This window comes from Paenibacillus macerans, from assembly GCF_050565405.1.
Classification (GTDB): Bacteria; Bacillota; Bacilli; order Paenibacillales; family Paenibacillaceae; genus Fontibacillus; species Fontibacillus macerans_B.
The window spans coordinates 14,204-39,035 of sequence record NZ_JBNYYG010000037.1 but is presented as its reverse complement, the minus strand read 5'-3'; the positions used below and the strand labels follow the sequence as shown (position 1 = coordinate 39,035).

Annotated in this window: 23 protein-coding genes and 2 riboswitches; of the genes, 13 read left to right on the top strand and 10 right to left on the bottom strand. The window is 56.0% G+C overall.

Translation table 11 applies throughout. The features are described from left to right. Positions 1–197 precede the first annotated feature (197 nt). The gene (rpoE, locus tag ACQ4N8_RS19255) at positions 198–770 is read right to left on the bottom strand and encodes a DNA-directed RNA polymerase subunit delta (protein ID WP_430705972.1); all 573 of its coding nucleotides are present in this window, start codon (positions 768–770) and stop codon (positions 198–200) included. 461 nt (positions 771–1,231) lie between these two features. On the opposite strand from rpoE, the gene ACQ4N8_RS19250 reads away from it, so the two are divergent. Beyond that, a complete protein-coding gene (locus ACQ4N8_RS19250) occupies positions 1,232–2,380 on the top strand; it encodes a S8 family peptidase (RefSeq protein WP_430705971.1) in 1,149 nt (382 codons plus the stop codon). 365 nt (positions 2,381–2,745) lie between these two features. Here ACQ4N8_RS19250 and argS read toward each other — a convergent pair whose 3' ends face one another. The 5 genes from argS to speE form a co-directional block, all read right to left on the bottom strand. After that, on the bottom strand, positions 2,746–4,425 hold the full coding sequence (gene argS / locus ACQ4N8_RS19245; RefSeq protein ID WP_430705970.1) for an arginine--tRNA ligase: 1,680 nt from the start codon (positions 4,423–4,425) through the stop codon (positions 2,746–2,748). Between the two features lies 1 nt (position 4,426). Next, positions 4,427–4,846, bottom strand: coding sequence for a DUF1934 domain-containing protein (locus ACQ4N8_RS19240; RefSeq protein ID WP_430705969.1), 420 nt, complete (start codon positions 4,844–4,846; stop codon positions 4,427–4,429). 392 nt (positions 4,847–5,238) lie between these two features. Then, complete coding sequence (locus ACQ4N8_RS19235; protein ID WP_430705968.1) at positions 5,239–6,252, bottom strand: hypothetical protein; 1,014 nt, start codon at positions 6,250–6,252, stop codon at positions 5,239–5,241. A gap of 152 nt (positions 6,253–6,404) precedes the next feature. Next, positions 6,405–7,274, bottom strand: a complete 870-nt coding sequence (gene speB / locus ACQ4N8_RS19230; RefSeq protein WP_430705967.1) for an agmatinase — start codon at positions 7,272–7,274, stop codon at positions 6,405–6,407. Between the two features lie 10 nt (positions 7,275–7,284). Beyond that, positions 7,285–8,112, bottom strand: a complete 828-nt coding sequence (speE, locus tag ACQ4N8_RS19225; protein WP_430705966.1) for a polyamine aminopropyltransferase — start codon at positions 8,110–8,112, stop codon at positions 7,285–7,287. A 369-nt stretch (positions 8,113–8,481) separates the two neighbouring features. Here speE and ACQ4N8_RS19220 point away from each other — a divergent pair, with 369 nt between their 5' ends. The 4 genes from ACQ4N8_RS19220 (at position 8,482) to ACQ4N8_RS19205 (ending at position 14,188) form a co-directional block, all read left to right on the top strand. Then, positions 8,482–10,554 (top strand): transglycosylase domain-containing protein, encoded by a 2,073-nt coding sequence (locus tag ACQ4N8_RS19220; RefSeq protein WP_430705965.1) that lies wholly within the window; start codon positions 8,482–8,484, stop codon positions 10,552–10,554. 111 nt (positions 10,555–10,665) lie between these two features. Then, entirely contained in the window at positions 10,666–11,361 is a 696-nt protein-coding gene (locus ACQ4N8_RS19215; RefSeq protein WP_430705987.1) for a DNA-3-methyladenine glycosylase, read from the top strand. Positions 11,362–11,551: 190 nt separating this feature from the next. Beyond that, the gene (locus tag ACQ4N8_RS19210) at positions 11,552–11,929 is read left to right on the top strand and encodes an ArsR/SmtB family transcription factor (RefSeq protein WP_430705964.1); all 378 of its coding nucleotides are present in this window, start codon (positions 11,552–11,554) and stop codon (positions 11,927–11,929) included. A 3-nt stretch (positions 11,930–11,932) separates the two neighbouring features. Beyond that, on the top strand, positions 11,933–14,188 hold the full coding sequence (locus ACQ4N8_RS19205; protein ID WP_430705963.1) for a heavy metal translocating P-type ATPase: 2,256 nt from the start codon (positions 11,933–11,935) through the stop codon (positions 14,186–14,188). Positions 14,189–14,318: 130 nt separating this feature from the next. Here ACQ4N8_RS19205 and ACQ4N8_RS19200 read toward each other — a convergent pair whose 3' ends face one another. Next, complete coding sequence (locus ACQ4N8_RS19200; RefSeq protein WP_430705962.1) at positions 14,319–14,831, bottom strand: YwhD family protein; 513 nt, start codon at positions 14,829–14,831, stop codon at positions 14,319–14,321. Positions 14,832–15,161: 330 nt separating this feature from the next. On the opposite strand from ACQ4N8_RS19200, the gene ACQ4N8_RS19195 reads away from it, so the two are divergent. The 6 genes from ACQ4N8_RS19195 (at position 15,162) to ACQ4N8_RS19170 (ending at position 21,301) form a co-directional block, all read left to right on the top strand. After that, positions 15,162–17,162, top strand: a complete 2,001-nt coding sequence (locus ACQ4N8_RS19195) for a M1 family metallopeptidase (RefSeq protein ID WP_430705961.1) — start codon at positions 15,162–15,164, stop codon at positions 17,160–17,162. A 268-nt stretch (positions 17,163–17,430) separates the two neighbouring features. Continuing rightward, the gene (locus ACQ4N8_RS19190) at positions 17,431–18,258 is read left to right on the top strand and encodes a hypothetical protein (RefSeq protein WP_430705960.1); all 828 of its coding nucleotides are present in this window, start codon (positions 17,431–17,433) and stop codon (positions 18,256–18,258) included. A 221-nt stretch (positions 18,259–18,479) separates the two neighbouring features. After that, positions 18,480–18,616: riboswitch (cyclic di-AMP (ydaO/yuaA leader) on the top strand. A gap of 4 nt (positions 18,617–18,620) precedes the next feature. Next, the gene (locus ACQ4N8_RS19185) at positions 18,621–19,112 is read left to right on the top strand and encodes a C40 family peptidase (protein ID WP_430705959.1); all 492 of its coding nucleotides are present in this window, start codon (positions 18,621–18,623) and stop codon (positions 19,110–19,112) included. Between the two features lie 234 nt (positions 19,113–19,346). Continuing rightward, positions 19,347–19,530, top strand: a riboswitch (cyclic di-AMP (ydaO/yuaA leader). A gap of 4 nt (positions 19,531–19,534) precedes the next feature. Then, positions 19,535–20,017 carry a C40 family peptidase gene (locus ACQ4N8_RS19180; protein WP_430705958.1) on the top strand — a complete coding sequence of 161 codons (483 nt, stop codon included), beginning with the start codon at positions 19,535–19,537 and terminating at the stop codon, positions 20,015–20,017. A gap of 262 nt (positions 20,018–20,279) precedes the next feature. Beyond that, positions 20,280–20,783 (top strand): GNAT family N-acetyltransferase, encoded by a 504-nt coding sequence (locus ACQ4N8_RS19175; protein WP_430705957.1) that lies wholly within the window; start codon positions 20,280–20,282, stop codon positions 20,781–20,783. A gap of 158 nt (positions 20,784–20,941) precedes the next feature. Next, entirely contained in the window at positions 20,942–21,301 is a 360-nt protein-coding gene (locus tag ACQ4N8_RS19170) for a c-type cytochrome (RefSeq protein WP_430705956.1), read from the top strand. Between the two features lie 121 nt (positions 21,302–21,422). Here the strand turns inward: ACQ4N8_RS19170 and ACQ4N8_RS19165 are convergent, their stop codons facing one another. Further along, the gene (locus ACQ4N8_RS19165) at positions 21,423–21,722 is read right to left on the bottom strand and encodes a 4a-hydroxytetrahydrobiopterin dehydratase (protein ID WP_430705955.1); all 300 of its coding nucleotides are present in this window, start codon (positions 21,720–21,722) and stop codon (positions 21,423–21,425) included. Between the two features lie 224 nt (positions 21,723–21,946). Then, the gene (locus tag ACQ4N8_RS19160) at positions 21,947–22,240 is read right to left on the bottom strand and encodes a hypothetical protein (RefSeq protein ID WP_430705954.1); all 294 of its coding nucleotides are present in this window, start codon (positions 22,238–22,240) and stop codon (positions 21,947–21,949) included. Between the two features lie 190 nt (positions 22,241–22,430). Between ACQ4N8_RS19160 and motA the strand changes: the two genes are divergently transcribed. Together motA and motB are read left to right on the top strand one after the other, a co-directional pair. Beyond that, positions 22,431–23,234, top strand: a complete 804-nt coding sequence (gene motA / locus ACQ4N8_RS19155; RefSeq protein WP_430705953.1) for a flagellar motor stator protein MotA — start codon at positions 22,431–22,433, stop codon at positions 23,232–23,234. Next, positions 23,218–24,024, top strand: a complete 807-nt coding sequence (motB, locus tag ACQ4N8_RS19150) for a flagellar motor protein MotB (RefSeq protein ID WP_430705952.1) — start codon at positions 23,218–23,220, stop codon at positions 24,022–24,024. The genes motA and motB overlap by 17 nt, the downstream gene beginning before the upstream one ends. A 61-nt stretch (positions 24,025–24,085) precedes the next feature. Here motB and rluF read toward each other — a convergent pair whose 3' ends face one another. Beyond that, entirely contained in the window at positions 24,086–24,790 is a 705-nt protein-coding gene (rluF, locus tag ACQ4N8_RS19145; protein WP_430705951.1) for a 23S rRNA pseudouridine(2604) synthase RluF, read from the bottom strand. Between the last annotated feature and the right edge of the window lie 42 nt (positions 24,791–24,832).

Here is a 24,832-nt window from a genome sequence, read left to right as displayed (position 1 = left end):
AGGCTATAAAAAAACAAAAAAGTGACACCCGAATAGGTCGGGGCACTTTATAAAAATTCATATGTTATAGGTTTGAATCATAAGCCCATGCAATAGTTTACCCGTTACCCCTGTCCGTGTCAAGTCAGGTTAAGCGGCATTATCTGAATAAAATAAGGCAAACAAAGACGGCCCGCAAAGGCCGTCCGGAGTTTGATTTAGTCTTCTTCGCTGTCGTCGAAATCCTCGGCTTCTTCGGGTTCTTCTTCTTCCTCGGCGAGCTCGTCCTCTTCCTCGTCCAGTTCCTCGTCGCCAAGCAGTTCCTCGTCTTCCACGTCCTCCACATCTTCTTCGTCGTCATCCGGGAACAGTTCGTCTTCGGAATCCTCGTCAATGGCATCGTAGTCTTCGTCATCATCGGAAGCATACGTATCTTCTTCTTCCACGAAATCATCGTCTTCCAGATCGTCGTCGTCATCGTTGATGATGCGCGGACGCTTGGCGTTGCCGACCGGATCTTCCGAACGCTCGATCGGATACCAGCGCTTCAGGCCCCAAAGATTGGTTCCGACGCAGGCGAAACGGCCGTCGATATTTATTTCGGTATACAGCTGTGCGATCGCCTCGTTGATTTCTCCCTCGGTCATGCCGCGAAGCTGGGCCACCTCATTCATCAGGTCGCGGTAATAATACGGCGTGTTTGCCGCTTTCAAGATCATAAAGGCCAAGTCGACCATGGGGATTTCCTGGACTTTCTCCGGGTCGATTTTCAAATTAATCGGGGTACTCACGTTACGGACACTTCCTCTCACGCAATGTTCACTATAAAGCAAAGGCGGAACCTCTCCCAAAGGGCCAAGGTTTCCTTCACTAACATATCCATATCACACCTTAGTAAAACCTATTTGGAACTAAATTGCAAGTTTTAAAATAGGCCCGGAAAGCACCGCTTGCCCGTCGCGGTCTTCCGAAGCCCCCGCCAAAAAGGGGAAGGGGCGAAGAACCCCCGTTCTTCGCCCCTTGACTGTATCCTTCCCTAAAGAAGGCTTTGCCCGCCTTCCTAAGGTTGGTGAAAGCCGCAAAAGGCCTTCCCTTCATCCTATGTCCAGATTTCCGCTTTGACACGCCGTAATTGCGCCTATAACCTCGGGCAAGGCCCAATTCCTCCAAAACAGGGCCGCTTCCCCATTCAAGGGGGTAAGGTACGTCATAATATACTGCAACACGCTTCGTCAGGAGGGGCTACTTATAAATGGACTACTCCGGATTCCTTCGGTATTTGAACGATCACGTTGACACCTCCGGAAAAAGCGGAAGATCCATTATCCGCTTCTCGCGTCCGGCCGAATTTGCCGAATGCGTACGTCAGTTGTTTAAGCTGAAGCGCCGACATCCCGCATTGCAGCAAATCCGCTCCTCGTCGCTGCTGCAGGCGCTCATCTGCCCCCTCGGCTGGCGAGGGGAAAACGCCCACTCCCGCTTCGGCCTCTGGGTCGAGGAAGACAGCAAAATCAGCGTTCATGGCCCGGCCCCGGCGAACAAGGGGCAAAACTCCGCGATCCCTTGGGGGGTCCGGCGGATCGGAGCCCCGGAAACCTGGTCCGTGTCCACCGGTTACCGGATTCGCATCGGCGTCATCGATACGGGGGCCGATTTCAGCCATCCCGATCTGCGCCATTCCCTGGCCCGCGGGATCAATTTGCTGAATCGCGTCAGCCTCCCTTACGACGACAACGGCCACGGTACGCATATCGCCGGGACGATCGCCGCCTCCGGCGGCTCGCAAGGGATGATGGGGGTCGCCCCCCGTTCTTTGATTTTTCCTGTGAAGGCGTTTGACCATAACGGGTCCGCCTATGTCTCCGATATTATTTTGGGCATCGACTGGTGCGTCCGCAACCGGATGCACATTGTGAATATGAGCTTCGGCATGAAGAGCAACAGTGCGTCGCTGCAAAATATTATCCGCAAGGCCCATAACGCCGGCATCGTTGTCGTTGCTTCCTCCGGAAACGACAAAAAAAGCCGGGGTGCCGATTACCCGGCCCGCTACCCGCAGACAATTTCCGTCGGGGCTACGGGCAAAGACGGCAAAATCGCCTCTTTCAGCAACCACGGACCCTATATCGACATCTACGCCCCCGGCGAAAAGATCACCTCGTCCTGGCTGGGCGGCGGCTACCGCGAGATGAGCGGCACTTCGATGGCGACCTCGCACGTGAGCGGCGCCGTCGCCCTGCTGCTCGCGCTGAAGCCCGACCTGAAGCCAGGCGAGATCAAACGGCGCCTGCGCCGCACCGCCCGTCCGCTGCCCGGCGCCGCAGCAGTGAAGGCCAAAGGCGCCGCGGGCGAGGTGAGCGCGGCACGCCTGCTACGCGCAAAGCAGGGGCGACGGAGCTAGGGCGACGGGCGCCACGGTCCGCGACGGTCCGCGACGCAAGTAACGCAGCCGCGTTAGGCCTCGTGCCGGCGTGGCTGCGGCACTCCGTCAGCGCACTGCCGGCGATGCGGCCGCCCAACATAAAGGAGCTGCCCCAGACGTAGTTATTCAACTACGTCTGGGGCAGTCTCAAATCCCTGTTTTGCACGTTAAAAAGCGCGAGTGCAGGAGTTCGAGTCACATGGTCCCTGTTACTCGCCTCTCTCTATAGTACTGGACTGGCATTCGGGCCATTTCGGCGAAAAAACTGCACTTTCGCAGGAATTTCGTTCGGGCGCCACACAGAAGTTGTCGCCAGTTATCGCCACAGGAGGCTTGGCCTTGGGTTACATCTTGTCCGGCGCGGACACGCCGATCAAACCGAGCACGTTGGCGAGCGCCGTGCGCACGCCGCCGAGCAGGACCAGGCGCGCCGCGGTTTGCTCCGCGTCTTCCGTGATGACGCGCTCCGCCCGGTAGTAGCTGTGGAACAGCGATGCGAGTTCGTACACATAGCGGACCAGCCGGTGCGGCGCGAAGTTCTCCGCGGCCACGCCGATCTCTTCCGGCAGTTCGCCCAGCTTCCGCAGCAGGTCATATTCATGCTCGGCGGTCAGCTTGGCGAGCTCTACGCTTTCCGGCGCCGGGATGGCGATGCCCTGCTCTTCCGCCTGGCGGAAGATGCTGCAGATTCGCGCATGCGCGTACTGCACGTAATACACCGGGTTCTCGTTCGATGTCGAAATCGCCAGGTCCATATCGAAATCCAGATGCGAATCCATGCTTCGCATCGTAAAGAAATAGCGGATCGGGTCGACGCCGACCTCATCCATCAAGTCCACCATCGTGACCGCTTTGCCGGTCCGCTTGGACATTTTCACCTTCTCGCCGTCCTGGAACAGGCTCACCATCTGCGCGATCAACACGGTCAGCTTCTCGGGTTCCTTGCCGATCGCCTGCATCGCCGCCTTGACGCGCGGGATGTAGCCATGGTGGTCGGCGCCCCAAATATTGATGATGCGGTCGAAGCCGCGGTCGTACTTATTGCGATGGTACGCGATGTCAGGCGTCAAATAGGTATAGGTGCCGTCATTTTTCACCAAGACGCGGTCTTTGTCGTCTCCGTATTCCGTCGTTTTCAGCCAGGTCGCCCCATCCAATTCATAAGTTTGCCCTTTTTCGCGCAGCTCGGCGAGCGAGGCTTCCACTTGGCCGTCCTCATACAGGGAAGTTTCGCTGAACCAGACGTCGAAGCCGACCCGGAAGCGTCCAAGATCGCGCTTGATTTTCGCCAGTTCCTTCTCCAAACCGAATTTGCGCAAGAAAGCGGTGCGCTCCTCCGGCGGCATATTCAGCAGTTTGTCCCCCTGTTCGGCCACAAGCTCCTTGGCAAACCCTTTGATATCCTCGCCGTGATAGCCGTCTTCCGGCATCTCCGCGTCCTGACCCAGCTCCTGCAGGTATCTCGCTTCAATCGATTTGCTCAAATTGACGATTTGATTCCCCGCATCGTTGATATAATATTCGCGCGTCACTTCATAGCCGGCGAAATCCAGCACATTGCAAAGCGCGTCGCCTACCGCCGCGCCGCGGGCATGTCCGAGATGCAGGCTGCCGGTCGGGTTGGCGCTGACGAATTCGACCTGCACCTTTTGCCCCTTCCCTTGCTCGGTACGGCCGTAGCGATCACCCTCGTGATAAACCTGCAAGAGGATCGGATACAGATAGCTTTTGCCTAGTGTAAAGTTGATGAATCCGGGACCGGCGATTTCCGCCTTCTCGATGCCCGCCTTCCCGTGATCCAGCTTGCCGAGTATTTCCTCGGCGATTTGGCGCGGGTTCTTCTTCGCGATCCGCGACAGCTGCATGGCCGCATTGGTGGCGAAATCGCCGTGCGCCTTGTCCTTCGGCACCTCCAGCACGATGGCCGGGATCTCTTCGCGCTGCGCCAGGCCGGCGGCGGCGATCGCCTCAATAATCGCTTCCTTCAGCGCCTGGTTCATTTGTTCCAACGGATTGTGTGGCATGTTAAACTTCCTCCTGTATATGTAAACTGATAACAAAATGTCCCGATAGTTCCTCGTACACGTACAACTCGTATTCCCAGGTCACAACGCCGATCGCGCCATCCAATCGGGACTCCAACTTCACGGTATCGGTGGACAAGTTAAAACGGGTAAACGCGGACCGGTAAAACCCCGGCAGGCGCTGCCCGCTGCGGAAGGTCTGCTCCGCCTCCACGCCCCCGTGGCGCATAATTTTCAGCTCATCGCCGGCGATCTTAATCATCGTTCGCGTCTGCTTGCCATCCGGCCCGGGTTCGGGCTCCTCATAACGGATATACGCGACTCCGTCCCGCAAGGCAGCATTCCCCTTCAGCTTCTGGACGGTTTCGTCCGTTCCCTGGCGGCTTGTCAGCACGATGTTCACCGGCTTCGTTTCCGGCATACGGCAAATCCCCATTCCATCCGCGCGGTACAACATCGGCATACCCTTAAATCGGCACCGCACTCTTTATATTACATCAAAATACCCACAAACATCGATCCTTACTGTACTACTATATCCAGTTCGCCCCGTCAATTCAATACGTTCGCCAGGCGGAGGGGCAGAGTCCGCCTTCAATTGATCGTGCGCAGGGTTCTGATGCTCATGCCTTCCGGTAGAATTGTAACGGACCGTAATGGCGAAATCGTTGGTTTTTCCGTTCATTTTCGTATTTAATGAACTCCATACGTTAATAGGTTGCTAAAGAGCTGTTCAGGCGCCGCATTTCCACCCTGAGGTCACGCAGGAAATAGAAGAAGCCGCTCTCCCGGCGGCTTCTTTCAACGGCTTCCCTATAACGGTTGGCTTAGTATGATATATACGACTTGGCGGTCCTCGAAGTAGACATGAAACCGGTAATAATCGCCGACCTTGTAGCTCCAGCGGCTGACCAGCTTCAGCGCTTCGGGGCCAAGCTTATCCATGACCTCGTCCGGGCCGATGCCCACCTTGACCCCATCCGCGGTCTGGTGTTCCGGCTGCGTAAATACAAACTTCCGATTCAATATCAGCACGCCGTCCTTATACAGGCGAGCCTGCTTGACTTGACCCGCGCTATCATCGTAAAAAGGCCTGGACCAAACGATCTCCGTCTCCTCGGTCTGCTCCAGCCGCTGCTCCCAGCCGGCAAAGTCCAAGCCGTCCACCTTGGCGCGCTCCGCATCCAGCGGCCGGGGTTCTGCCGCAGCCGCCCCCGCTTCCTCCCGCTCGACCCTTGCCTGCTCGAGCAACGCATCCAGCGAGGCAAGCTCCTTGCGTTCGCCAAACAAACCCTGCATCAGCAGCAGCACCTCGTCGTCGGCGTAATAAAATTGCCCGTGATACTCGAACGCGTTCGCGGCCAAATCATAAGTTAACTCAAATCTTCCCTGATCCGCCAGCTTAAATTGCAGCATGACGGGCTTGCGCGATGCCGCCGGGCCGACGGTCGCGGCGGCGCTCTTCATGTCCGTAAACCGCAGGGATTGCAGCAGCACAAACTGCCGTTCCGCAGGAATCGTTCGACTAACTCCGTTCCCGCCGGCCGTGACGGAGACGACCTCCTCTTCCGTAAAGGGAAGACGGTCCAGCAAATACGGCGACTCCGCCGCCGCCGGACTATTCCCCGTACCGTCGCCTGTAGCCTGTTCCGTTTGCGGCAGCTCCTTACTTGCCGGCAAATCGGACTTGGGCTCATCCACTGCGACCCCGGTGCCCTGCTCCTTCCCCGGCCCGCCGGCAGACGTATCCGGCCGGTCGGCCGGCGGCCCGTAAAAGAGCCATCCTACAATAAGGACGAATACGATCATCGTCATTCCCGAAATCAAGCTTCGGGTCGCCTTGTTCGTCTTGATAAGAATCCCGCCTTACTCCCGCATAATAGTGACTTAAATCATACTAACACACTTTGAATTTACGACTCATGGTCCGAATGGCATGTTTTTCCAACCTTTTGCCCCATCCGAAAAGTCCTAGACGCTTAATCCACGAACCCGAGCAGCATTTCGCGGATCAGCTTGGCCGCCACGATCTGCGTTTGCTCGGTCGGATCGTAGACCGGAGCGACTTCCACCACGTCGCAGCCGACCACCCGGGCCTCGGAGCCGGCTATCGCATGCACCGCTTCCAGCAGCTCCCGCGACGTGATGCCCCCGGCTTCGGCCGTGCCGGTTCCCGGCGCGCAGGAAGGATCCAGCACGTCGATGTCGATCGTGACATAGACCGGGCGGCGGCCCAGGGTCGGCAGGGCGCTCTTGAGCGGCGCGGCAACGTCGAACGGGAAGAAGTTGATCTGTTCGCGGGCAAACTGAAACTCCTCTTTGGAGCCGGAACGAATGCCGAACTGGTAGATGTTCCGGCCGCCCATCAGCCCCGCCGCCTTGCGGATCGGCGTCGAATGGGACAAGGGCTCGCCCTCGTAGTGCTCGCGCAGATCGGCATGGGCGTCGATATGGATCAGCGCGAGATCGGGGTACTTCTCGTAAACGGCCTGAATGACCGGCCAACTGACAAGATGCTCCCCGCCCAGGCCAAACGGGAATTTACCGTCTGCCAGCAGCCCGCGCACGTAATCGTGGACGACGTCCAGGCTTCGGGCCGCATTGCCGAACGGAAGCAGCAAATCGCCGGCATCGAAATAAGCCAGGTCGAGAATGCTTTTATCCAAATAAGGGCTGTACTCTTCGAGACCAACGGAGGCTTGGCGAATCCGGGAAGGGCCGAACCGCGAACCGGGACGGAAGCTGACCGTGAAATCCATCGGCATGCCGTAAATCACCGCTTTGGCGGAGGCATAATCCTCTGAGCTGCAAATGAACACGTTGCCGGAATAGGCGGGATCCAGTTTCATGGGCGGTCCCTTACTTCACGAGATCTTCCACGAATTTGGGCAGGACAAACGCTGCCTTGTGCATCCGCGGTGTATAGTATTTGGTATCGATCTCCGGAATTTTCGTCTCGTCCACCTGCAGCGGATCATGGACCTTGCTGCCCATCGTAAACGTCCACAGGCCGCTCGGATAGGTAGGAATGTTGGCGCCGTATACGCGGACAATCGGAAAGATCTCTTTGACGTCCTTGTTCACCTTTTGGATCAGATCGGCTTTGAACCATGGGTTGTCGGTCTGCGCCACGAAAATGCCGTCGTCCTTCAGCGCCTCGTAGATGCCTTGGTAGAACCCGCGCTCGAACAGGGGCGCCGCCGGGCCTACCGGCTCGGTGGAATCGACCATGATGACGTCGTATTTATTTTTGCTTTCAATAATATGCATGTACCCGTCGGCCACCTGTACCTCTACCCGCGGGTTGTCCAATCCGCCGGCGATTTCCGGCAAATATCTTTTGGAATATTCGATGACTTTGCCGTCGATTTCCACGAGCACCGCTTTTTCCACTTCCGGATGTTTAATGACCTCGCGAATGACGCCGCCGTCCCCGCCGCCGACCACCAGCACGCGCTTCGGATTGGGATGCGTATACAGCGCCGGATGCGCCACCATCTCATGGTAAACGAACTCGTCTTTGATCGTCGTCATGACCATGCCGTCCAGCACGAGCATGCGGCCGAACTCCTCCGTATCGATCATCGCCAGATCTTGAAATTCCGTTTTCTCCGTAACCAGCGTTTCGCGGATTTTCGCCGTAATGCCGAAGACGGGCGTCTGTTTCTCCGTAAACCACAATTCCATCGTACCAACCTTCTTCCTGTCAATATAGTGTTCAGCCGTCATATCACCCCCTGCCCATGCGGAAAAGCCGACGGGCTCAACCCGCTCCGCAATCATAGCCAGGGCATATTTCAGTGTCTCTTCTCGCAAGCTCACATCCTATATTGTGCCAAACAAAAAGATAATAACACAGTTTACCCGTTTCAAGTCTATACTAATGGAAACTCCGACCTGCGGCCATAGAGCCCCGGGCTCCCCATTGGCGTGCCGCCTCCGGTGCCATGAATGATCTCTCCCAAACTTTCCCATACTATAGGAAAATGGAACTCGATTCAGCGTTTTTTTCATTATCGGATCGTATTGGCTTGGATGGAAAGGAGAGACCCCTTCGTGCAGAAACTCGCTCGCAGCGACCGACACCATAAACGCAAACCGGGCCGGACCTGGCGGCTGTTGTTGAAGACGGCGATCGCCACCGGTCTGCTTGGCATTTGCGCCGCAGGCATTTTGCTGCTCTACCTGTATCAGGCGGAGCTGCCTTTGGCCGATTCGGATCGGAACTCGCAGTTGATCAACAGTCAGGGGGATACGATTGCCGTTTTTTCCGATGGCGGGAAAAACCGGGAAAGCGTAGCGCTCCCGGACATTTCGCCTTGGCTGGTCAAAGCGACGCTGGCAACAGAGGACCGGCAGTTTTACGATCATTTCGGTTTTGATTTGAAAGGGATGGCCCGGGCGGTCCTGGTGAACCTGAAGGAAATGGGCACCGTGCAGGGCGCAAGCACGCTGACGCAGCAACTCGCGCGGAACTTGTACCTGTCGCATGAACGCACCTGGTCGAGAAAGATCAAGGAGGCGATGTACACCGCCCAGTTGGAAATGAAATACGGCAAAGACGACATTCTCCGCATGTACCTGAACGAAATTTATTACGGCCATGGCGCATACGGAATCGAAGCCGCGGCGCAGATGTATTTCGGCAAGCACGCCAAGGACCTCAGCCTGGCCGAAAGCGCCATGCTGGCCGGCGTACCCAAGGGGCCGACCTATTACTCGCCGTTCAATCATATGAAGAACGCCAAGGACCGCCAGCGTACGGTGCTGGCGGCGCTTGTGACCACGGGTGAGATTACGCAGCAGGAAGCCGACCAGGCTTATGAGGCTATCCTGAATTTCCAATCGCCCAAACAACAAAGCCCCGTGGATAAGGCTCCCTATTTCCGCGATTACATCCGGGGGATCGTAGTGAACGAGCTCGGCTTCGACGAAAAGCTGCTGGAGCACGGCGGTCTGAACATCTACACCACGCTCGACCCGGGTGCGCAGCAGGCGGCCGAAGCGGCAGTCGCGGCGGAGCTGGGGAACGTCCCTGAGCTGGAAGCCGCGCTGATTTCCATCGATCCGCGGAACGGCTACGTCAAGGCTATGGTAGGCGGTGCCAATTACAAGCAAAGCCAATATAATCATGTGTTTGCTTCCACCCGCCAGCCGGGATCGAGCTTTAAGCCGATCATGTATTTGACGGCGCTCTCCTCCGAAAAAATGACCAGCGCCAGCAAATTCAACAGCCAGCCGACCTTGTTCCACTACGACGATAACCGCAAGACCTACAGCCCGAAAAACTTCGGGGACAAATATCTGGGCGATATCGATATGCGCCAGGCGATCGCGGCTTCGGACAACATCTACGCCGTGAATACGATATTAACCGTCGGCGCCGAACAAGTCATCGAACTTGGACGCAAAATGGGCATCACCAGCCCGCTGCAGGCCGTTCCATCGCTGGCGCTGGGCACGTCGCCGGTCAGCCCCTTCGAAATGGCCACGGCCTTCGGCGTCATCAGCAACCAGGGCCGCAGCGTGGAGCCGGTGGCGGTACTGAAAATTACCGATGCCAGCGGACGAGTGCTTTACGAAGCCAAACCGGCCAAGCCCGAGCAAATCGTCGAGCCTTCCGCGGCCTATGTGCTGACGCACCTGATGGAAAGCGTATTTGAGACCGGGGGCACCGGCAACCGGGTATCGAACGAAATCAAACGTCCGGTCGCCGGCAAAACCGGGACGACCAGTACGGACGCCTGGTTGGTCGGATTTACGCCCGAGCTGTCCACCGCGGTTTGGGTCGGCTATGACAAAGGAAAAACGCTGGGCACGGCGGAGTCGCGCAAAGCCGCTCCGATCTTCGCCAAATACACGGAAAAGGCGCTGGAAAAGGTGCCGCCGAAAATTTTTCCGATTCCCGACGGGGTTGTGAGCGTATATATCGACCCGGAAACGGGACTGCTCGCCACCAAAGATTGCCCCGACAAAAAGCTCGAAGTGTTCATTCAGGGCACCGAACCGACGGAATTCTGCGAAGAGCACGGGGAAGGCGAACCTGAACCGCTGCCGCTGCCGGCGGAGAAGGAGCAGAAGGAAAGCCATTCCTGGTGGAGCGACTTGAAACGCTGGTGGATGGACTAGGCTTAGCCCGGGCCTGCGGCCGGGAGTGGACAACGCGCATCGGAACTCCTACTATATTAAGCAAGCATACGGACTTTCGATACGCGAAGGAGACTTCCCTTGACCATGGACATGGAATCGAACTTGGAGCAAATCCGCCCGGGGGAACCGCTGCCCCCGGCTTTTTATCGGCTTCCCGCCCTGGCCTCTGCCCCCCGTTTGCTCGGGCAGACGCTCGTCCGCCACACCGAGGAGGGCGACATCCGCTGCCGGATCGTGGAAACGGAGAGCTACGGCGGCGTGGAGGATAAAGGCAGCCACGCCTACGGCGGTCGCCGCACGGCCCGGACGGAGGTCATGTTCGCCGAAGGCGGCGTGGCCTACGTATATTTGATCTATGGCATGTACAATTGCTTGAACGTCGTTACCGGCCATGCCGATGACCCGCAGGCCGTGCTGATTCGCGCCGTCGAGCCGCTGACGCCGGCGGACGAGGCCCGGATGCGCCGCTACCGCGGCACCGCCGTCCGCAAGCCGGCCGACCTGTCCGGCGGGCCCGGCAAATTGTGCCGGGCGCTGGACATCGGCAAGGCGCTGAACGGCCAATCGCTCGCCCGGCCCGGGGGGCCGCTATGGCTGGAAGCCGGGGCCGTCGAGGTTGCGAAACCGGCATCGGGAGAAGCGGACGAGGTCATTCTGCAGGCCCCGCGAATCAATATCGCTTATGCGGCCGAGTATGCCGCGAAGCCGTGGCGGTTTTATTTTCGGGGAAACCCTTATGTTTCGGTGATCGACAAGCAGGCCGAGGCGTGGCCGGGGACGCTTTGAGAAGCACGCCCCCGCCGCGCCGGGTTAACTCGAATGCCGAAGGTTGTTTGTGATTCCTGTTTCCAAGCGCCGTCCAGGCGCTTTTTTCTTTGCGATAACATTCAAATATAGCTTTGAATATATTGTGGAATGACGTATACTTTGACATATAAACATTCAAACGATGCTTTGAATATGCAGGAGGTGCAAGATGGAGGAGATCAGGCAAATTACGCGTCCGGAAGAGGACGTTTGCGAAACGTTCTGTACCGATCACGCCCGCACGAAAGGGTTGCAGGAGAGCCTTCCGGAACGCGAAACAGCCGGGATGGCGCAGATGTTCAAAGCGTTGTCCGATCCGAACCGGGTCAAGATCGCCTATTACCTGCAGCATCAAGAGCTCTGCGTCTGCGATATCGCCGACTTGCTGGGTACCTCCGTGGCGACGGCCTCCCATCACCTTCGTCAGTTGAAAACCATGCATATCGCGAAATCGCGCAAAGAAGGCAAAAATGTGTATTACTCGTTAAGCGACCACCACATTCACGCCCTCATCGCGATGACGCTGGAGCATCAAAAGGAGCGATGACCCATGACTTCTGCCGAGTCCAAACCTTCTGAAGCGACGCCCGATCGCCGCCTGGAGTATCGCGTTCAGGGGCTATCCTGCGCCAATTGCACCCGGGAAATGCAGGAGGAAATCCAGCGGCTGGATCACGGCCGGGATGCCTCTCTTCTATATAATAGCGGGCGGCTGCTGATCGATCCCGCCGTTGATTTGCAGCAGGTTGAGCGGATCTTGAAACGGGACGGCGCCGCGTTGGTCAAACCGGATACGCCGGAAACCGGGCAGGCTGCCCCTGCTGGCGAGTCCGCCGATTCCATGGAAGCCTCGCCGGTAGCCGGGCAGGAGACGGCCGGCGAGGGCAAGCTCGGCTACCGGCTGCTGGGCTTGGCCGCCGTCCTGTATGCGGCAACCTTTGTGCCCGGGTGGCCTTATGCCGCACTGATTGCCATGTACCTCGTATCGATCGGAATCAGCGGGTACTCCACCTTTCTGCGCGGGCTTCGCAACCTGTCCCGCCGCAAATTCAACATGGATACGCTGATGACCGTCGCCTTGACCGGCGCCGTGATCATCGGCGAATGGAAGGAAGCTACGCTGGTGGCCATCCTGTTTGGCCTGAACGAACTGCTGGAGGGCTACGGCATGAGCCGGGCTCGCCGGTCGCTTTCGGTCCTGCTGGATGCCGCGCCGAAGCAGGCGGTCCTGCTGGAGGGCGGCGGCAGGGAGACAGTCGTGCCGATCGCCCGATTGCGGATCGGGGATACGGTGCTGGTCCGCGCCGGGGAGAAAATCCCTTCCGACGGCACCGTGCTCGAAGGAATCAGCGCCGTGAACGAGGCCGCGATTACCGGCGAGCCGATTCCCGTGACCAAGCGGCCGGGGCACCCGGTATTCGGCGGCAGCGTGAATGCCGAAGGGCTGCTGAAGGTAAGGATCGATAAGCCCTACGAGGATTCTTCCTTGGCCAAAATCATGCACCTCGTGCAGGAAGCGCAGGATACCAAAACGCCGACCGAATTGTTCATCGACCGGTTCGCGAAATGGTATACGCCGGCGATCATGGCCTTAGCCGCGCTTGTCGTGCTCATCCCGCCGCTGCTGCTCGGCCAGCCGTGGATGAAATGGGTGTATGAAGGGCTGGCGATCCTCATCGTTGGCTGCCCTTGCGCCCTTGTGTTGTCTTCGCCGATCGCGCTGGTCAGCGGAATGACCCGCTGCGCCCGCATCGGCGTGCTGGTCAAGGGCGGCGTTCATCTCGAGCAGCTCGGGAAGCTCGATGCGATCGCGTTCGACAAGACCGGCACCCTGACCCAGGGGCAGCCGGCCGTGCTGCGCGAAATCGCGTATGATCCGCAGCGCTTCTACCCGGTCGCCGCCGCTCTGGAAAGCGGCTCGCTTCACCCGCTGGCCGCTGCGGTCGTGCGCCACGTCGCCGGCCGGACCGCCGGCGCCCCGGGCGGGGCCGAGGCCCGAGCCGATGCCGCTGCAGCCGGCTGGCCCCAGCCCGCCGGGCTCGTCGCCTTGCCCGGCGTCGGGCTTAGCGCCGAGATCGACGGCGTCCGCTGCTACGTCGGCAGCGAAGCGCTGCTCGCGCAGCTCTCTCTCGGCGGCGATGCCCTGGCGCGCGTCGCGGACGACCTCGCGCGCCTGAAGGCGGAAGGCCTCACCGTGGTGCTCGCCGCGGAATCCGCGCGCGTGTTGGGCCTGTTCGGCCTCGCCGACGAGCTCCGTCCGGAGTCCCCGGACGTCGTCCGCGAACTGCACCGTGCCGGTATCGCCCGCACCGTCATGCTGACGGGCGATCATGCCGACGCGGCCCGGGGGATCGCCGCCCGCAGCGGCGTGACCGAGTGGCACGCCGGCCTCTTGCCCGAGCAAAAGGCGGCGTTTATCCGCGGGATGTCGGGCCGCGGGAAGGTCGCGATGGTCGGCGACGGCATCAACGATGCCCCGGCTTTGGCCTCCTCCGACCTCGGCATCGCCATGGGCCAAGGGACGGACAGCGCCGTGGAAACCGCCGATATCGTGCTGATGCAAGACCATCTCGGCCAGTTGCCCCGCGCCATTCGCATCGCCAGACGGGCCAGCCGCATCATCCGCTGGAATATCGGCATCTCGTTATCTTTGAAGCTGATCGCCCTGCTGCTGACCATTCCCGGCTGGCTGACGTTATGGATCGCCGTCATGTCCGACATGGGAGCCACGATCGTCGTCACGCTGCTCGGCTTGACCATCTTGCTGGGCAAGGATCCTAACCCGACCCATTCGGCTAATCAGTAAGCTCCGGCGCCCCGTCCAAATAACGCCGCCGGCTTGTAGGACGACAAAAAAAGCGATCATCCCGGCATCATGCCGGCGAATGATCGCTTTTTTCCTATTCGTTCGTATGCCGTTCTTCCAATCTCGTCCCTTACGCTTCCAACGCTGCCTTCAATTCCTCCGGCGTGCGTTCCCACCATTCCGCGTTCGTTTCGATCAGGAGCTTTCTCAACGCCGCTTTTTGCTCGGCGCCCAGCCCCTCCAGAATGACTCTGCGCTTGAGCGCGTAATCCATTTTGTTCACATGGTCGGCGAGGATTTTCCAGCCGCGGCGGGCTTCCGCATCGATCCACATCTCGCAGGCTGTGATTCCGCCGTAAAATTGTCCTTCCGGTCCGCGGTCCACCGCCACCCAAACGATCCACACCTGCCGTCCGGCAGGCACGTCTTCTCGGTTGGTGGAGAACTTGATGCCCTTTTCCACCTTGCTCTTGGCATGCATCGCCCCGATATCGATATAAGCCTCATCGCCGTCGATGATGACCGGGGACATGCTGTTCAAATCGATCGATCCTGCGCCGAATCCTTTATGTTTGCTCTTTTCGTCGTTGCTGATAATGTTCAGGGCAAATATTTTTTTGCCCGTTTTCGGTGACTGATCCATAATTCCCTCCGTTTCCAGCGAACCTGCCGCCTTGTAATCAAAAGACGACTTTTTGAGCTTCCTCTGTGCTTAAATATAAGTTCAAAAAATCGGCTTTTCAGCACCGAGAAGGTTGGATAAGGCTAGGGGCCGAGCAGCGGAGCGTAGGCAAAACCTACGAGAGCAGCGAAGGACCCGGCTGAATCCAAGATTCGATGCCGAATAGGCTTTAAGAATACGCTTCGTGATCAAAAGACGACTTTTTGAGCTTCCTCTCAATTTTAGCTAATAATCTTCCAAATGCAAACATATACATGCTGTAGATGCTTGTCAACGGGAGGTATCCATTGTATGACCCGACGTACTATGATCTACGGCATTTCCATCCTTGCTTTGTGCCTCACTCTCGGGGCGGTCGGACTTGCCCTGCTTGGGGACGGGGACCATCTGGCTTCGTTCGCTCCGGAAAAGGGCAAGCCCAAGGCTGTCCAGAAGACGGCTCAATCCCCGGCCGCCCCGCAGGCCGAAAGCATTCAGCAGCCCACCGCCGAAGTGCTCAGCAACCGGGTTGCCGAATATCACATTGATGTCGCGCTTAACGAAAAGGATGGCACGCTGACCGGCTCGGAAACCCTGACCTGGACCCATCCCGGAAAGAAAACCATCAATGAAGTGTATTTGCATTTGTATCCCAACGCCTTTTCCTCGGAGGATACGACGTTTATAAAGGAATCCGGCGGCAAGCTGCGGGGCGATGTCATGCCGAAAGACGGCTGGGGCTCGATGGAGATCACCGAGCTGCGTACCACCGACGGCATCTCCCTTCTGCATCGGATTCAATATGTCCAGCCGGACGACGGGAACGCCAAGGACCAAACCCTGGCGAAAGTGCGCTTGCCCGTCTCGGTGCAAGGCGGCGAAAGCTTGACGCTGCGGATAAAGTTCACCGTGAAGCTGCCGAAAATTTTCGCCCGGATGGGGATTGCCGGCGATTTTGTGATGGCGGGGCAATGGTTCCCCAAGATCAGCGTATACGAACCGGTCGGCACCCGGGGGCGGATGGTGGAAGGCTGGAATCTTCATCAGTATCACGGAAACTCCGAGTTTTATTCCGACTTCGGGATCTATAGCGTGAGAATCAACGTCCCGGAAGCCTATACCGTAGCGGCTACCGGGTTCCAAACGAAAAAGGCCGTTGTCCAGGACGGGCGGAAAACGATGCAGTTTTATGCCGACGACGTTCACGATTTCGCCTGGTCCGCCTCGCCCGATTTCATCTATGCGGAGGAACCGTTCTCATCCGCCGAAGTTCCGGGCGTGCGCATCAAGTTATATCTCGACCCGGCGCATGAGGATCTGAAGGAACGATACTTCTACGCGGCCAAAGTCGCCTTGGCCAACTACAGCAAGTGGTACGGACGTTACCCCTACTCCACGCTGTCGGTCGTAGTCCCGCCCGCCCTCGGCAACGGCGCGGGGGGCATGGAGTATCCGACCCTGGTGACCGCGTTTGGCGCCAGCAGCGATTCGCCGAGTTACGACGAGCTGGAGCGTACGGTAATCCATGAGATTGCCCATCAATTTTTCTATGGCATGGTCGCCAACAATGAATTTGAAGAGGCTTGGTTGGATGAAGCTTTCGCTTCCTACGCGGAGGATAAATTGATGGAGCAGGAGTTCGGGATTGCCCCGAATCTGCCGATCCAGTCGGCGCTGATTTCCTCCCCGGCCACGCTAACCCAAAACGCCTGGAAATACGGGGCCGGCGACGGTTATGCCCGAAATGTCTATTACCGCGGCAAGTTGATTTTGCTCGATATCGAACGCCAGGTCGGCAGCAAGACGATGAAGCGGATCCTGACCGTTTACAGCCATAAATACCGCTTCAAGCACCCGACCACGGCCGATTTCCAACGGATTGTCGAGCAGGTTACCGGGCGGAGCTGGAAGTCTTATTTCAAGCAATATGTGTACGATGGAAAAATGGCCGATTTCTCCGTGGACAGCATCCAAGTGACTCCCATCAATCAGAAGGACGGCAAGCTGTACGAATCCACCGTCGTGTTCTCCCGAAAAGGGGCCACCCACCCCAAAGTGCCGCTGTTGTTCACCTTTACGGACGGTCATACCGTACGCAAACAATGGAACGGCGAGGACAATCGCGTAGAGATTAAGTTGAACTATAAGCAACCGCTGGCCTGGGTACAAATCGATCCGGATTATACGCTGTTGGTGGAGAACAAACACATCAACAATTATTTAAAAACGGAAGTCCCGGAACCCACGCTCTCGCGTTCCAACATGAGCGTAACCAAACTGCTCGAAGCCATTCTCGGCGCGTTTCTGTGGTAAGGCCCGGCCGAACTCTAGTCTCGAAGCCGAGTCCGTTCCAAAGGTTTTAGATCCCTTACGATTCAAAAATTTCAATCAAGATCAAAAAAAGTCATTTCAGCACCGAGAAGGTTGGATGAAGCTAGGGATTGAGTAGCGGAGCGTAGGGGGGCCTACGTGAGCAACGGAAGGCCCGGCTGAATTCAAGATTCGATGTCGAGTCCGCTTCCTAGAACCAACCTCGTGATCAAAGGTCTTTTTTTGATCTACCTCTAAAGGAGGGAAGGCAATGAGTTATGTTCGTCAGGGCTGGAGGGCCCTAAAAACCCAATTCCCCTCTGTCATCATCCTGTTCCTGTACCAGTTGCTTTGGGGACTGTTCCTGTACCGGCTCGTCGATACCGCCGTGACGGCATTGCTGGAGAGATACCCCGACCCGCCTCCGACCCAGCTGTCGCGGATATTGTTCCTGCTGGAAGGCCAAATTAATCTGTGGAGCAACCCGGATATCCGCCTTTATTTCTGGCTGCTGGCCGGCATGACGCTCCTGCGCATGGCGTTCACCCCGCTGATCCAGGCAGGCATCCTTTACGGGCTTGTCCCGGAAGACGCCCGTGGCCAAGGCCTCCCGATATTCCGGGGAATGAAGGAGTTCGGGAAGCCGGTCGTTCTGTTCTATTTGCTGGAGCTGCTCTTGATCCTCGTTCCGGCCGTCTGGATAGTACCTAAGCTCCTGTCGCTTTGGCCCGGCTTGCTGGGAGCAGGCAATCTCACTGCCTGGTTGACGGGGATTGGCTTTCTGCTCGGCTGGTCTGTTTACGGCTGGCTCATCCGCCAATGCCTGTTGTTCGCCCAATTTGGTTATCTTTTTAAAGCCGGCATGGGAAGCTCCCTTCTGCTATGCCTCCGGCATCTGCTGCAAGGGATCGGGATTTCGCTGATCCTTGGCGCTTTCGGGATTCTGATTTTCCTGCTGTTCGGAACCGTATCCTGGATATGGACCGGAATGCTGGCCCTGATTCTGCAGCAAACCTATCCTCTCTTTCGCAGTACTTTTAAAATTTGGCGGGTTACCTCTCAATTTCAACTTTGGCAAATGAAGACACAAAAAAGTTAATTTTTTTTCACCTTCTCCAACCCCTGAAAACACAGGGCCTTCGCTACTTTGCGAAGGCCCTGTGTCGTGATTTCTCCTCTTAATCTTGTTAATTATCCATTGCCAAAAGAACCCTGCCTTTGTTACAATAACAGCAACACAATTTCAGTAACAGTTTTGTAATTATTTTTGTCATCTTTAGCAGGAGAATGACGCTGGATGTCGAATATGTAAATTCAGGTGTGAAATCAAAGCCGAATTCCCTTCACCGGGGAAACGGGGGAACCACTTTGGGTGAATTGATCTCGCAATAGAGGGATCATAGGGGACCTTCAACCGAATCCTTAAGCTAACCTCGTAGGCATTGGAAGGAGCATAACTTCTTGAAGAAGCGTTTAACCGTAGCAGCAGTAAGTTTTGCCTTGCTTTTCACCATTGGAACTGGTAGCGTTTTCGCCGATTCTAAATTGGACGGCGTGATCGACACGGCTCTTGGCAGCGACTATGTAGCCGGCGGAACCACCACATCGGGGTTCGACTGTTCCGGATTTACCATGTACGTATTTTCCAAGATCGGCATCAAGCTTCCGCACCAATCCGGCTCCCAGTACAAAATGGGGACTGCCGTGGATAAGAGCGAGCTGATTGCCGGCGACCTGGTATTCTTCAATACTTCCGGTAAAGGTGTTTCTCACGTCGGCATTTACGTCGGCGACGGTAAATTTGCTCATGCTTCCTCTTCCAAAGGCGTGGTCATCAGCAAATTGAGCGAGAAATACTACGTTGAACGTTACGTTGGCGCCAAACGCGTCATGAGTACCGACAAGTATGAAGACGTTACCGGTGATGTCGCCGAACATGACGATGTTCAATAAGTAACCAACCCAAAGCCCGTGGGGATGTTTGTATAAACGTCTCCGCGGGTTTTTTCCTATTTACAGACTTCCCCCGTTAGGAACCATTACCCACATCCACCGCCGCCAAAACAGGCCAAAAGAAGTCTTTTTATCTACAAACTTGTCAACTCTGGACGGCTTTGGTAAAATGATCAAAGTAAATAGTAACAACTTTGTAATTATTGCTGTAACATCGTTTTTAGGGTGCATACTACATTAAAACTGCCGAATTCCCTGCATCCGGGAAACGGGGGAACCACAATAGGGTGAATTGATCTCGTTAAAAAGACGTGTTCAAAAAGTTAAAGATGACTTTTTGAACTACCTTTTAAAGGGATCATAGGGAACCTTCAACCGAATCCATAAGCTAACCTCGTAGGCCTTGGAAGGAGCTTGACATCTTGAGAAAGACTTTAACAGCAGCGGTAACGAGTTTGGCCCTTATGTTTACGCTGGGAACGGGCAGCGCCTTTGCCGATGCGGAGGCTACGCCATTAACCAGCATCGTCGATTCCGTCTATGGGACGCCGTATAAATTCGGCGGTACCAGCACGTCGGGATTCGACTGCTCCGGATTTACCCGTTATGTGTTCAGCAAGATGGGCATCAAGCTGGCCCGCGTCTCGACCGCCCAGTACAAGCAAGGTACGACGGTGCCGAAAAGCAACCTCCAGCCGGGTGATCTCGTCTTCTTCAAAACGCAGGGTAACGGAAAGATCTCGCATGTCGGCATTTATGTCGGCGACGGCGAATTCGCCCATGCTTCCTCTTCCAAAGGTATCCGGGTCGACAAACTGAGCAACTCTTATTACCAGAACCGCTACGTTGGCGCGAAGCGAGTTCTTAGCAAATACGGCTATTCCGTATACGCGGCGGAATCCTAATATTCCGGCTTAAGAAGTTTCATGTTCTCTTACCGCAGGCATCCTTCAGGGGCGCTTGCGGTTTCTTTTTTTCGTGCCACTAACTATATAACGAAGCGATCGGTAAAAAGGTTACTGCCATTTTTTTACTGTACCGGGAATCCCGGTCGATCCTCCAGCAGGCAAAAGCCTTTACAAGGCAAGTAAATCCCTTTATTGTGAGGGTAAAAGGATCAGCAAACGGTTCATCATGTCATTCCTGCGGTTTCAAAGGAGGAGCAAAATGGATAAACCGATTCTCAAGTTTCGCATTGCAGCCATGGAGGAGAGTCATGGGGCGGAAATTTGTACCTGGCGCTACGATTCGCCTTATGATATTTACAGCTGGCTTCCCTGGGAACAAATGAAAGCGCTCGACGTGGAGTTCGGAAATCCGGCGCTCCGGGCCGAGCAATATGTCTCCGTCTTGGACGAGAATGGAGAGCTGGCCGGGTTTGCCCAATATTTCCCGCTCGAAGGAGTAACCCGGCTCGGCATCGGCATGAAGCCTGATTTGTGCGGCCATGGATTGGGCAAGCTGTTTGTAATGGCGATCGTGGAAGAAGCCAACCGCCGCAAGCCGGATAACCAGATCGACCTGGAGGTGCTCACCTGGAATGCTCGGGCGATCCGGGCTTATCAGAAAGCCGGCTTCACGATTACCGACCTGTACGAGAAGATGACCCCCGGCGGCGTATCCAAGCCGTTTTACTGCATGGTTTATAAGGAGCCGGAAGCCTCTTCTTAAAGAACGCTCCGGGCTCCATGTCCGCCCCGTCTATGATGTAAGACACATTTTAACGGAAGCAATCACTTATTTTGTTCCTATTTTTGTCACAAAGACTATGATCGGACGGCGTGTTCCGTTATAATGAATAAGTAGCTTACATAGGAGGGGCGATTGGAATGCAAAAGTGGATCATGAGCGGTTTGTTCGTTGTGGCATGCGCTTTGGCCATCGTACTCATGTTTACCTTGCCTAGCCGCGAGCAGGCCGAGCAGGAAGCCAAAACGCAATTGCCTGAAGTCACGATGAACGCGGAACAGGCTGATGCCACCGTCAAAGCAAACTGCATCAGCTGCCATGGCGATCAGTTGCAGGGCGGGGCCGGTCCTAATCTCCAGAAGATCGGCGCGGAGCTGTCGGCAGAGCAGCTTTACTCCATTATTACCAAAGGGAAAGGCGGCATGATGCCCTCCTTCAAGGATCGTTTGAAGGAAGAGGAAATTGCCAACGTTGCCTTGTGGCTTGCGGAGAAAAAATAAACGCATACGAAAAAGCACGCCCGCCGGGAAACTTCACGTTCCCGGCGGGCGTTTTTGTGCATCGGCAAGGCGTCATTCATAGGTTGCTCGGGCCGATCCGCTTTCTCTGCAACCCTACGGTTTAACCGGCCGAACGCATCTTCTCAAAGGCTTCATTGTACTGTTGGGCCTCTTTGATGTCAACGGCCGTAATGCCGCCATCTTCCCATGAGGTTAGACGGAGCGTTACCGTTTTATAGTCAATGGTGATAAAAGGATGGTGGTTAAACGCTTCCGAGATGGCCGCCACTTCATCGACGAACGCGATCCCCTTCATAAAGTTGGAGAATGTGTATTTGCGGAAAATCCATCGTCCTTCCTCGAGCTCCCAGCCTTCCAGCTTTTCCAAATGCGCTTCTACTTCTTGCGGTGTAAACGGCATATTTTCTTCCTCCCCGTTCTCTTCAAGAACTCCTGTATATGTATGCAATCCCTATAACGCACCAGGATCTGAAGTTGATCTGTCCTAGCCCCCGTCCTCCATCTATTCTATTCACTGTACGACATCTTCATGCGTTCGGGCCGTTGGCTCCCTCCTGCGGCAGATGACAGTTCGCGCTCCTTAAATTCTTATTTTACCATGCCGCGGGGGTACAACCCAACCGGTCATATCAGGGCAACCGAAGTCAATTCCGCTTCCCCGATCAGGAAATTGATCCGATGGCCCTCAGCGTCATAGATCACGACTGCACTGCCGACCCCAATCATCGGTTCCGTGCCCAAGGCATAGAACAAATCCTCCGCCAAAGCTTCGTGCACCTCTTCACGATCCGACTCGGACAATACCTCCCACTCGGAAGGTTCCATTTCAAAGAAAAGGTAACTATCGGAAATCTGGCCAACCGCTTTCGTCAAATCAGCCAAAATATATTCATAATCTCTACCGTGCTTTACGCCCACTGCAGTATCCTCCCTCTTGGCCCGTCATTTCTGGCCGTATTCTTATTATACCGGAAAAAACCACTTAAAAAAAAAGGGAATTCTGTCGATAAAATAGATAAATCGTTTTTAGCAACGTGTGACGCGCCTTTCCGCAAGGATGCGAAAGGGCAAGGAATGGATTCAATTTATCTCAAGGACGAGGTGTACAATGGAAATCTCAACAATTATTGGTCTTATTCTCGGATTCGTTTCCCTTATCTTGGGGATGTTTCTGAAAGGCGCGCCTATCGAAAGTCTGGTCTCTAACCCCGCGGCTTTTGTCATTATATTTGTCGGGACGGCGGCCACGCTCTTCATGGCCTTCCCGATGTCGGAAATGAAGAAATTCCCGACATTGCTCAAATTGACGGTCGCCAAGCCGAAAATGATCAGCAAAGCGGAATTGATCACCCTGTTCATGGAATGGGCTACGATTACCCGCCGCGAAGGTCTGCTTGCTCTGGAAGCGAAGGTCGAAGAAATCAACGATGACTTCTTGCGCGGCGGCATGCGGATGATTATCGACGGCAACGACCAGGAGTTCGTTCAGGACGTGCTGACTGAAGATATCGCCGCGACGGAAGAGCGGCATAAAGCCGGTGCGCTGATGTTTTCCCAAGCAGGGATGTACGCGCCGACGCTAGGGGTACTCGGTGCCGTGGTCGGCTTGATTGCCGCCCTGTCCGATATGAGCGATATCGAGAAGCTGTCGCACGCGATTTCGGGCGCTTTTATCGCCACCGTATTTGGTATCTTTACCGGTTACGTATTATGGCATCCGATTTCCAATAAATTAAAACGACTGTCCAAGAAGGAAATGGAAGTCCGATTGATGATGGTGGAAGGCCTGCTGTCGATTCAATCCGGCGTATCCACGATCGCGATTCAACAGAAGCTTGCCGTGTTCTTAACCCCTGCCGAACGAGCGGAAATTCTAGAAAAGGGGGCGGGTGAAGGTGAGCAAAAAGAATAAGCATCAGGATCACGAAGAACATAACGACGAGAGCTGGCTGCTTCCCTATTCCGATTTGATGACACTCCTGCTCGCCTTGTTCATCGTCCTGTTCGGCATGAGTACCGTTGATGCCCAGAAATTCCAGGAGATGAGCGAAGCGTTTCAAAGCGTGCTGACCGGAGGCTCGGGCATCCTGGACCAAAACGCCATGACCAGCAATACCAACAATACCAATAGCGACAGCGAGCTGCCCAAGCCTTCGTCGGACGGCCTGATGACCAAGAAGAACGAACTGATGCGACAGGAGCAGGAAAACCTGGAGGCGTTGAAGAAACAGCTCGACAGCTACATCAAGCAAAACGGGTTGACCAACGAGCTGGAAACGAAGCTCAATCAATCCCAGCTGATGGTTACGATCAGCGACAATGCCTTGTTCCCTTCGGGGGAAGCCGAAGTGAAGCCGGAGGCCCGGATGCTGGCCAAGGCGATCTCGGCCATGCTGCAGCAGTTCCCTGACTACGAGGTCATCGTATCGGGGCATACGGACAACGTGCCGATCTCCACTTACGAGTTTCCGTCCAACTGGGATCTCAGCTCGGTACGAGCTCTGAATTTCATGAAGATTCTGCTGCTTAACCAAAAGCTCGATCCGAAAAAATTCAGCGCGATCGGTTACGGCGAATATCACCCCGTCGCCGGTAACGATACGGCGGCCGGACGTGCCAAGAACCGCCGGGTCGAGGTCTCGATCATCCGCAAATACGTCGGTAGCAATCAACAGCTTGGCGTAACCGCGGCCCATGAATAAGCAAAGGACAGGCTCCTGCGGGAAGGAGAACCTGTCCTTTATTGTTATCTATGGCGGCTTTCTAGGTAAGCTTATAGTTCAGGGCTTGCCCCAATTCCTGCATCTCTTGCGGGGTGAGGTCGCGCCAAGTGCCGATTTTCTGCTGGCCCAGATGAATGTTCATGATGCGGATGCGCTGCAGCTTGCGTACTTCATACCCAAGCGCGCTGCACATGCGGCGGATCTGGCGGTTTTTCCCCTCGGTCAGAATGATGCGAAACACGCGGTCCGAGATCCGGGTGACCTTGCAAGGCAGGGTCATTTCGCCCAGGATCTTGACCCCCTCGCTCATCGCCTTCAGGAAACCCGGCGTGAGCGGCCGATCGACCGTTACGACGTACTCCTTTTCGTGCTTGCCTTCGGCCCGCAAAATTTTATTGACGATGTCTCCGTCGCTGGTCAGCAATATCAAGCCCTCCGAGTCCTTATCCAAACGCCCGATCGGAAAGATCCGCTCTTTATGCCCGACAAAATCGACGATGTTGCCTTTGACATGCGATTCCGTCGTACTCGTAATGCCTACCGGCTTATTCAGGGCGATATAAACATGCCGTGAGCGCTTCGACTCGATCGGCCTGCCGTTGACCCGCACTTCGTCTCCCGGCTCCGCCTGGCTGCCCAGGAGCGCCGTAACCCCGTTAATGGTTACTTGTCCCGACTCAACCAGCTTGTCCGCTTCCCGCCGGGAGCAAAATCCCGTCTCGCTAATAAATTTATTGATTCGCATGATGTAGCTGTTAGTCCCTCCGCATTAGGCAAGCCTTGTCGC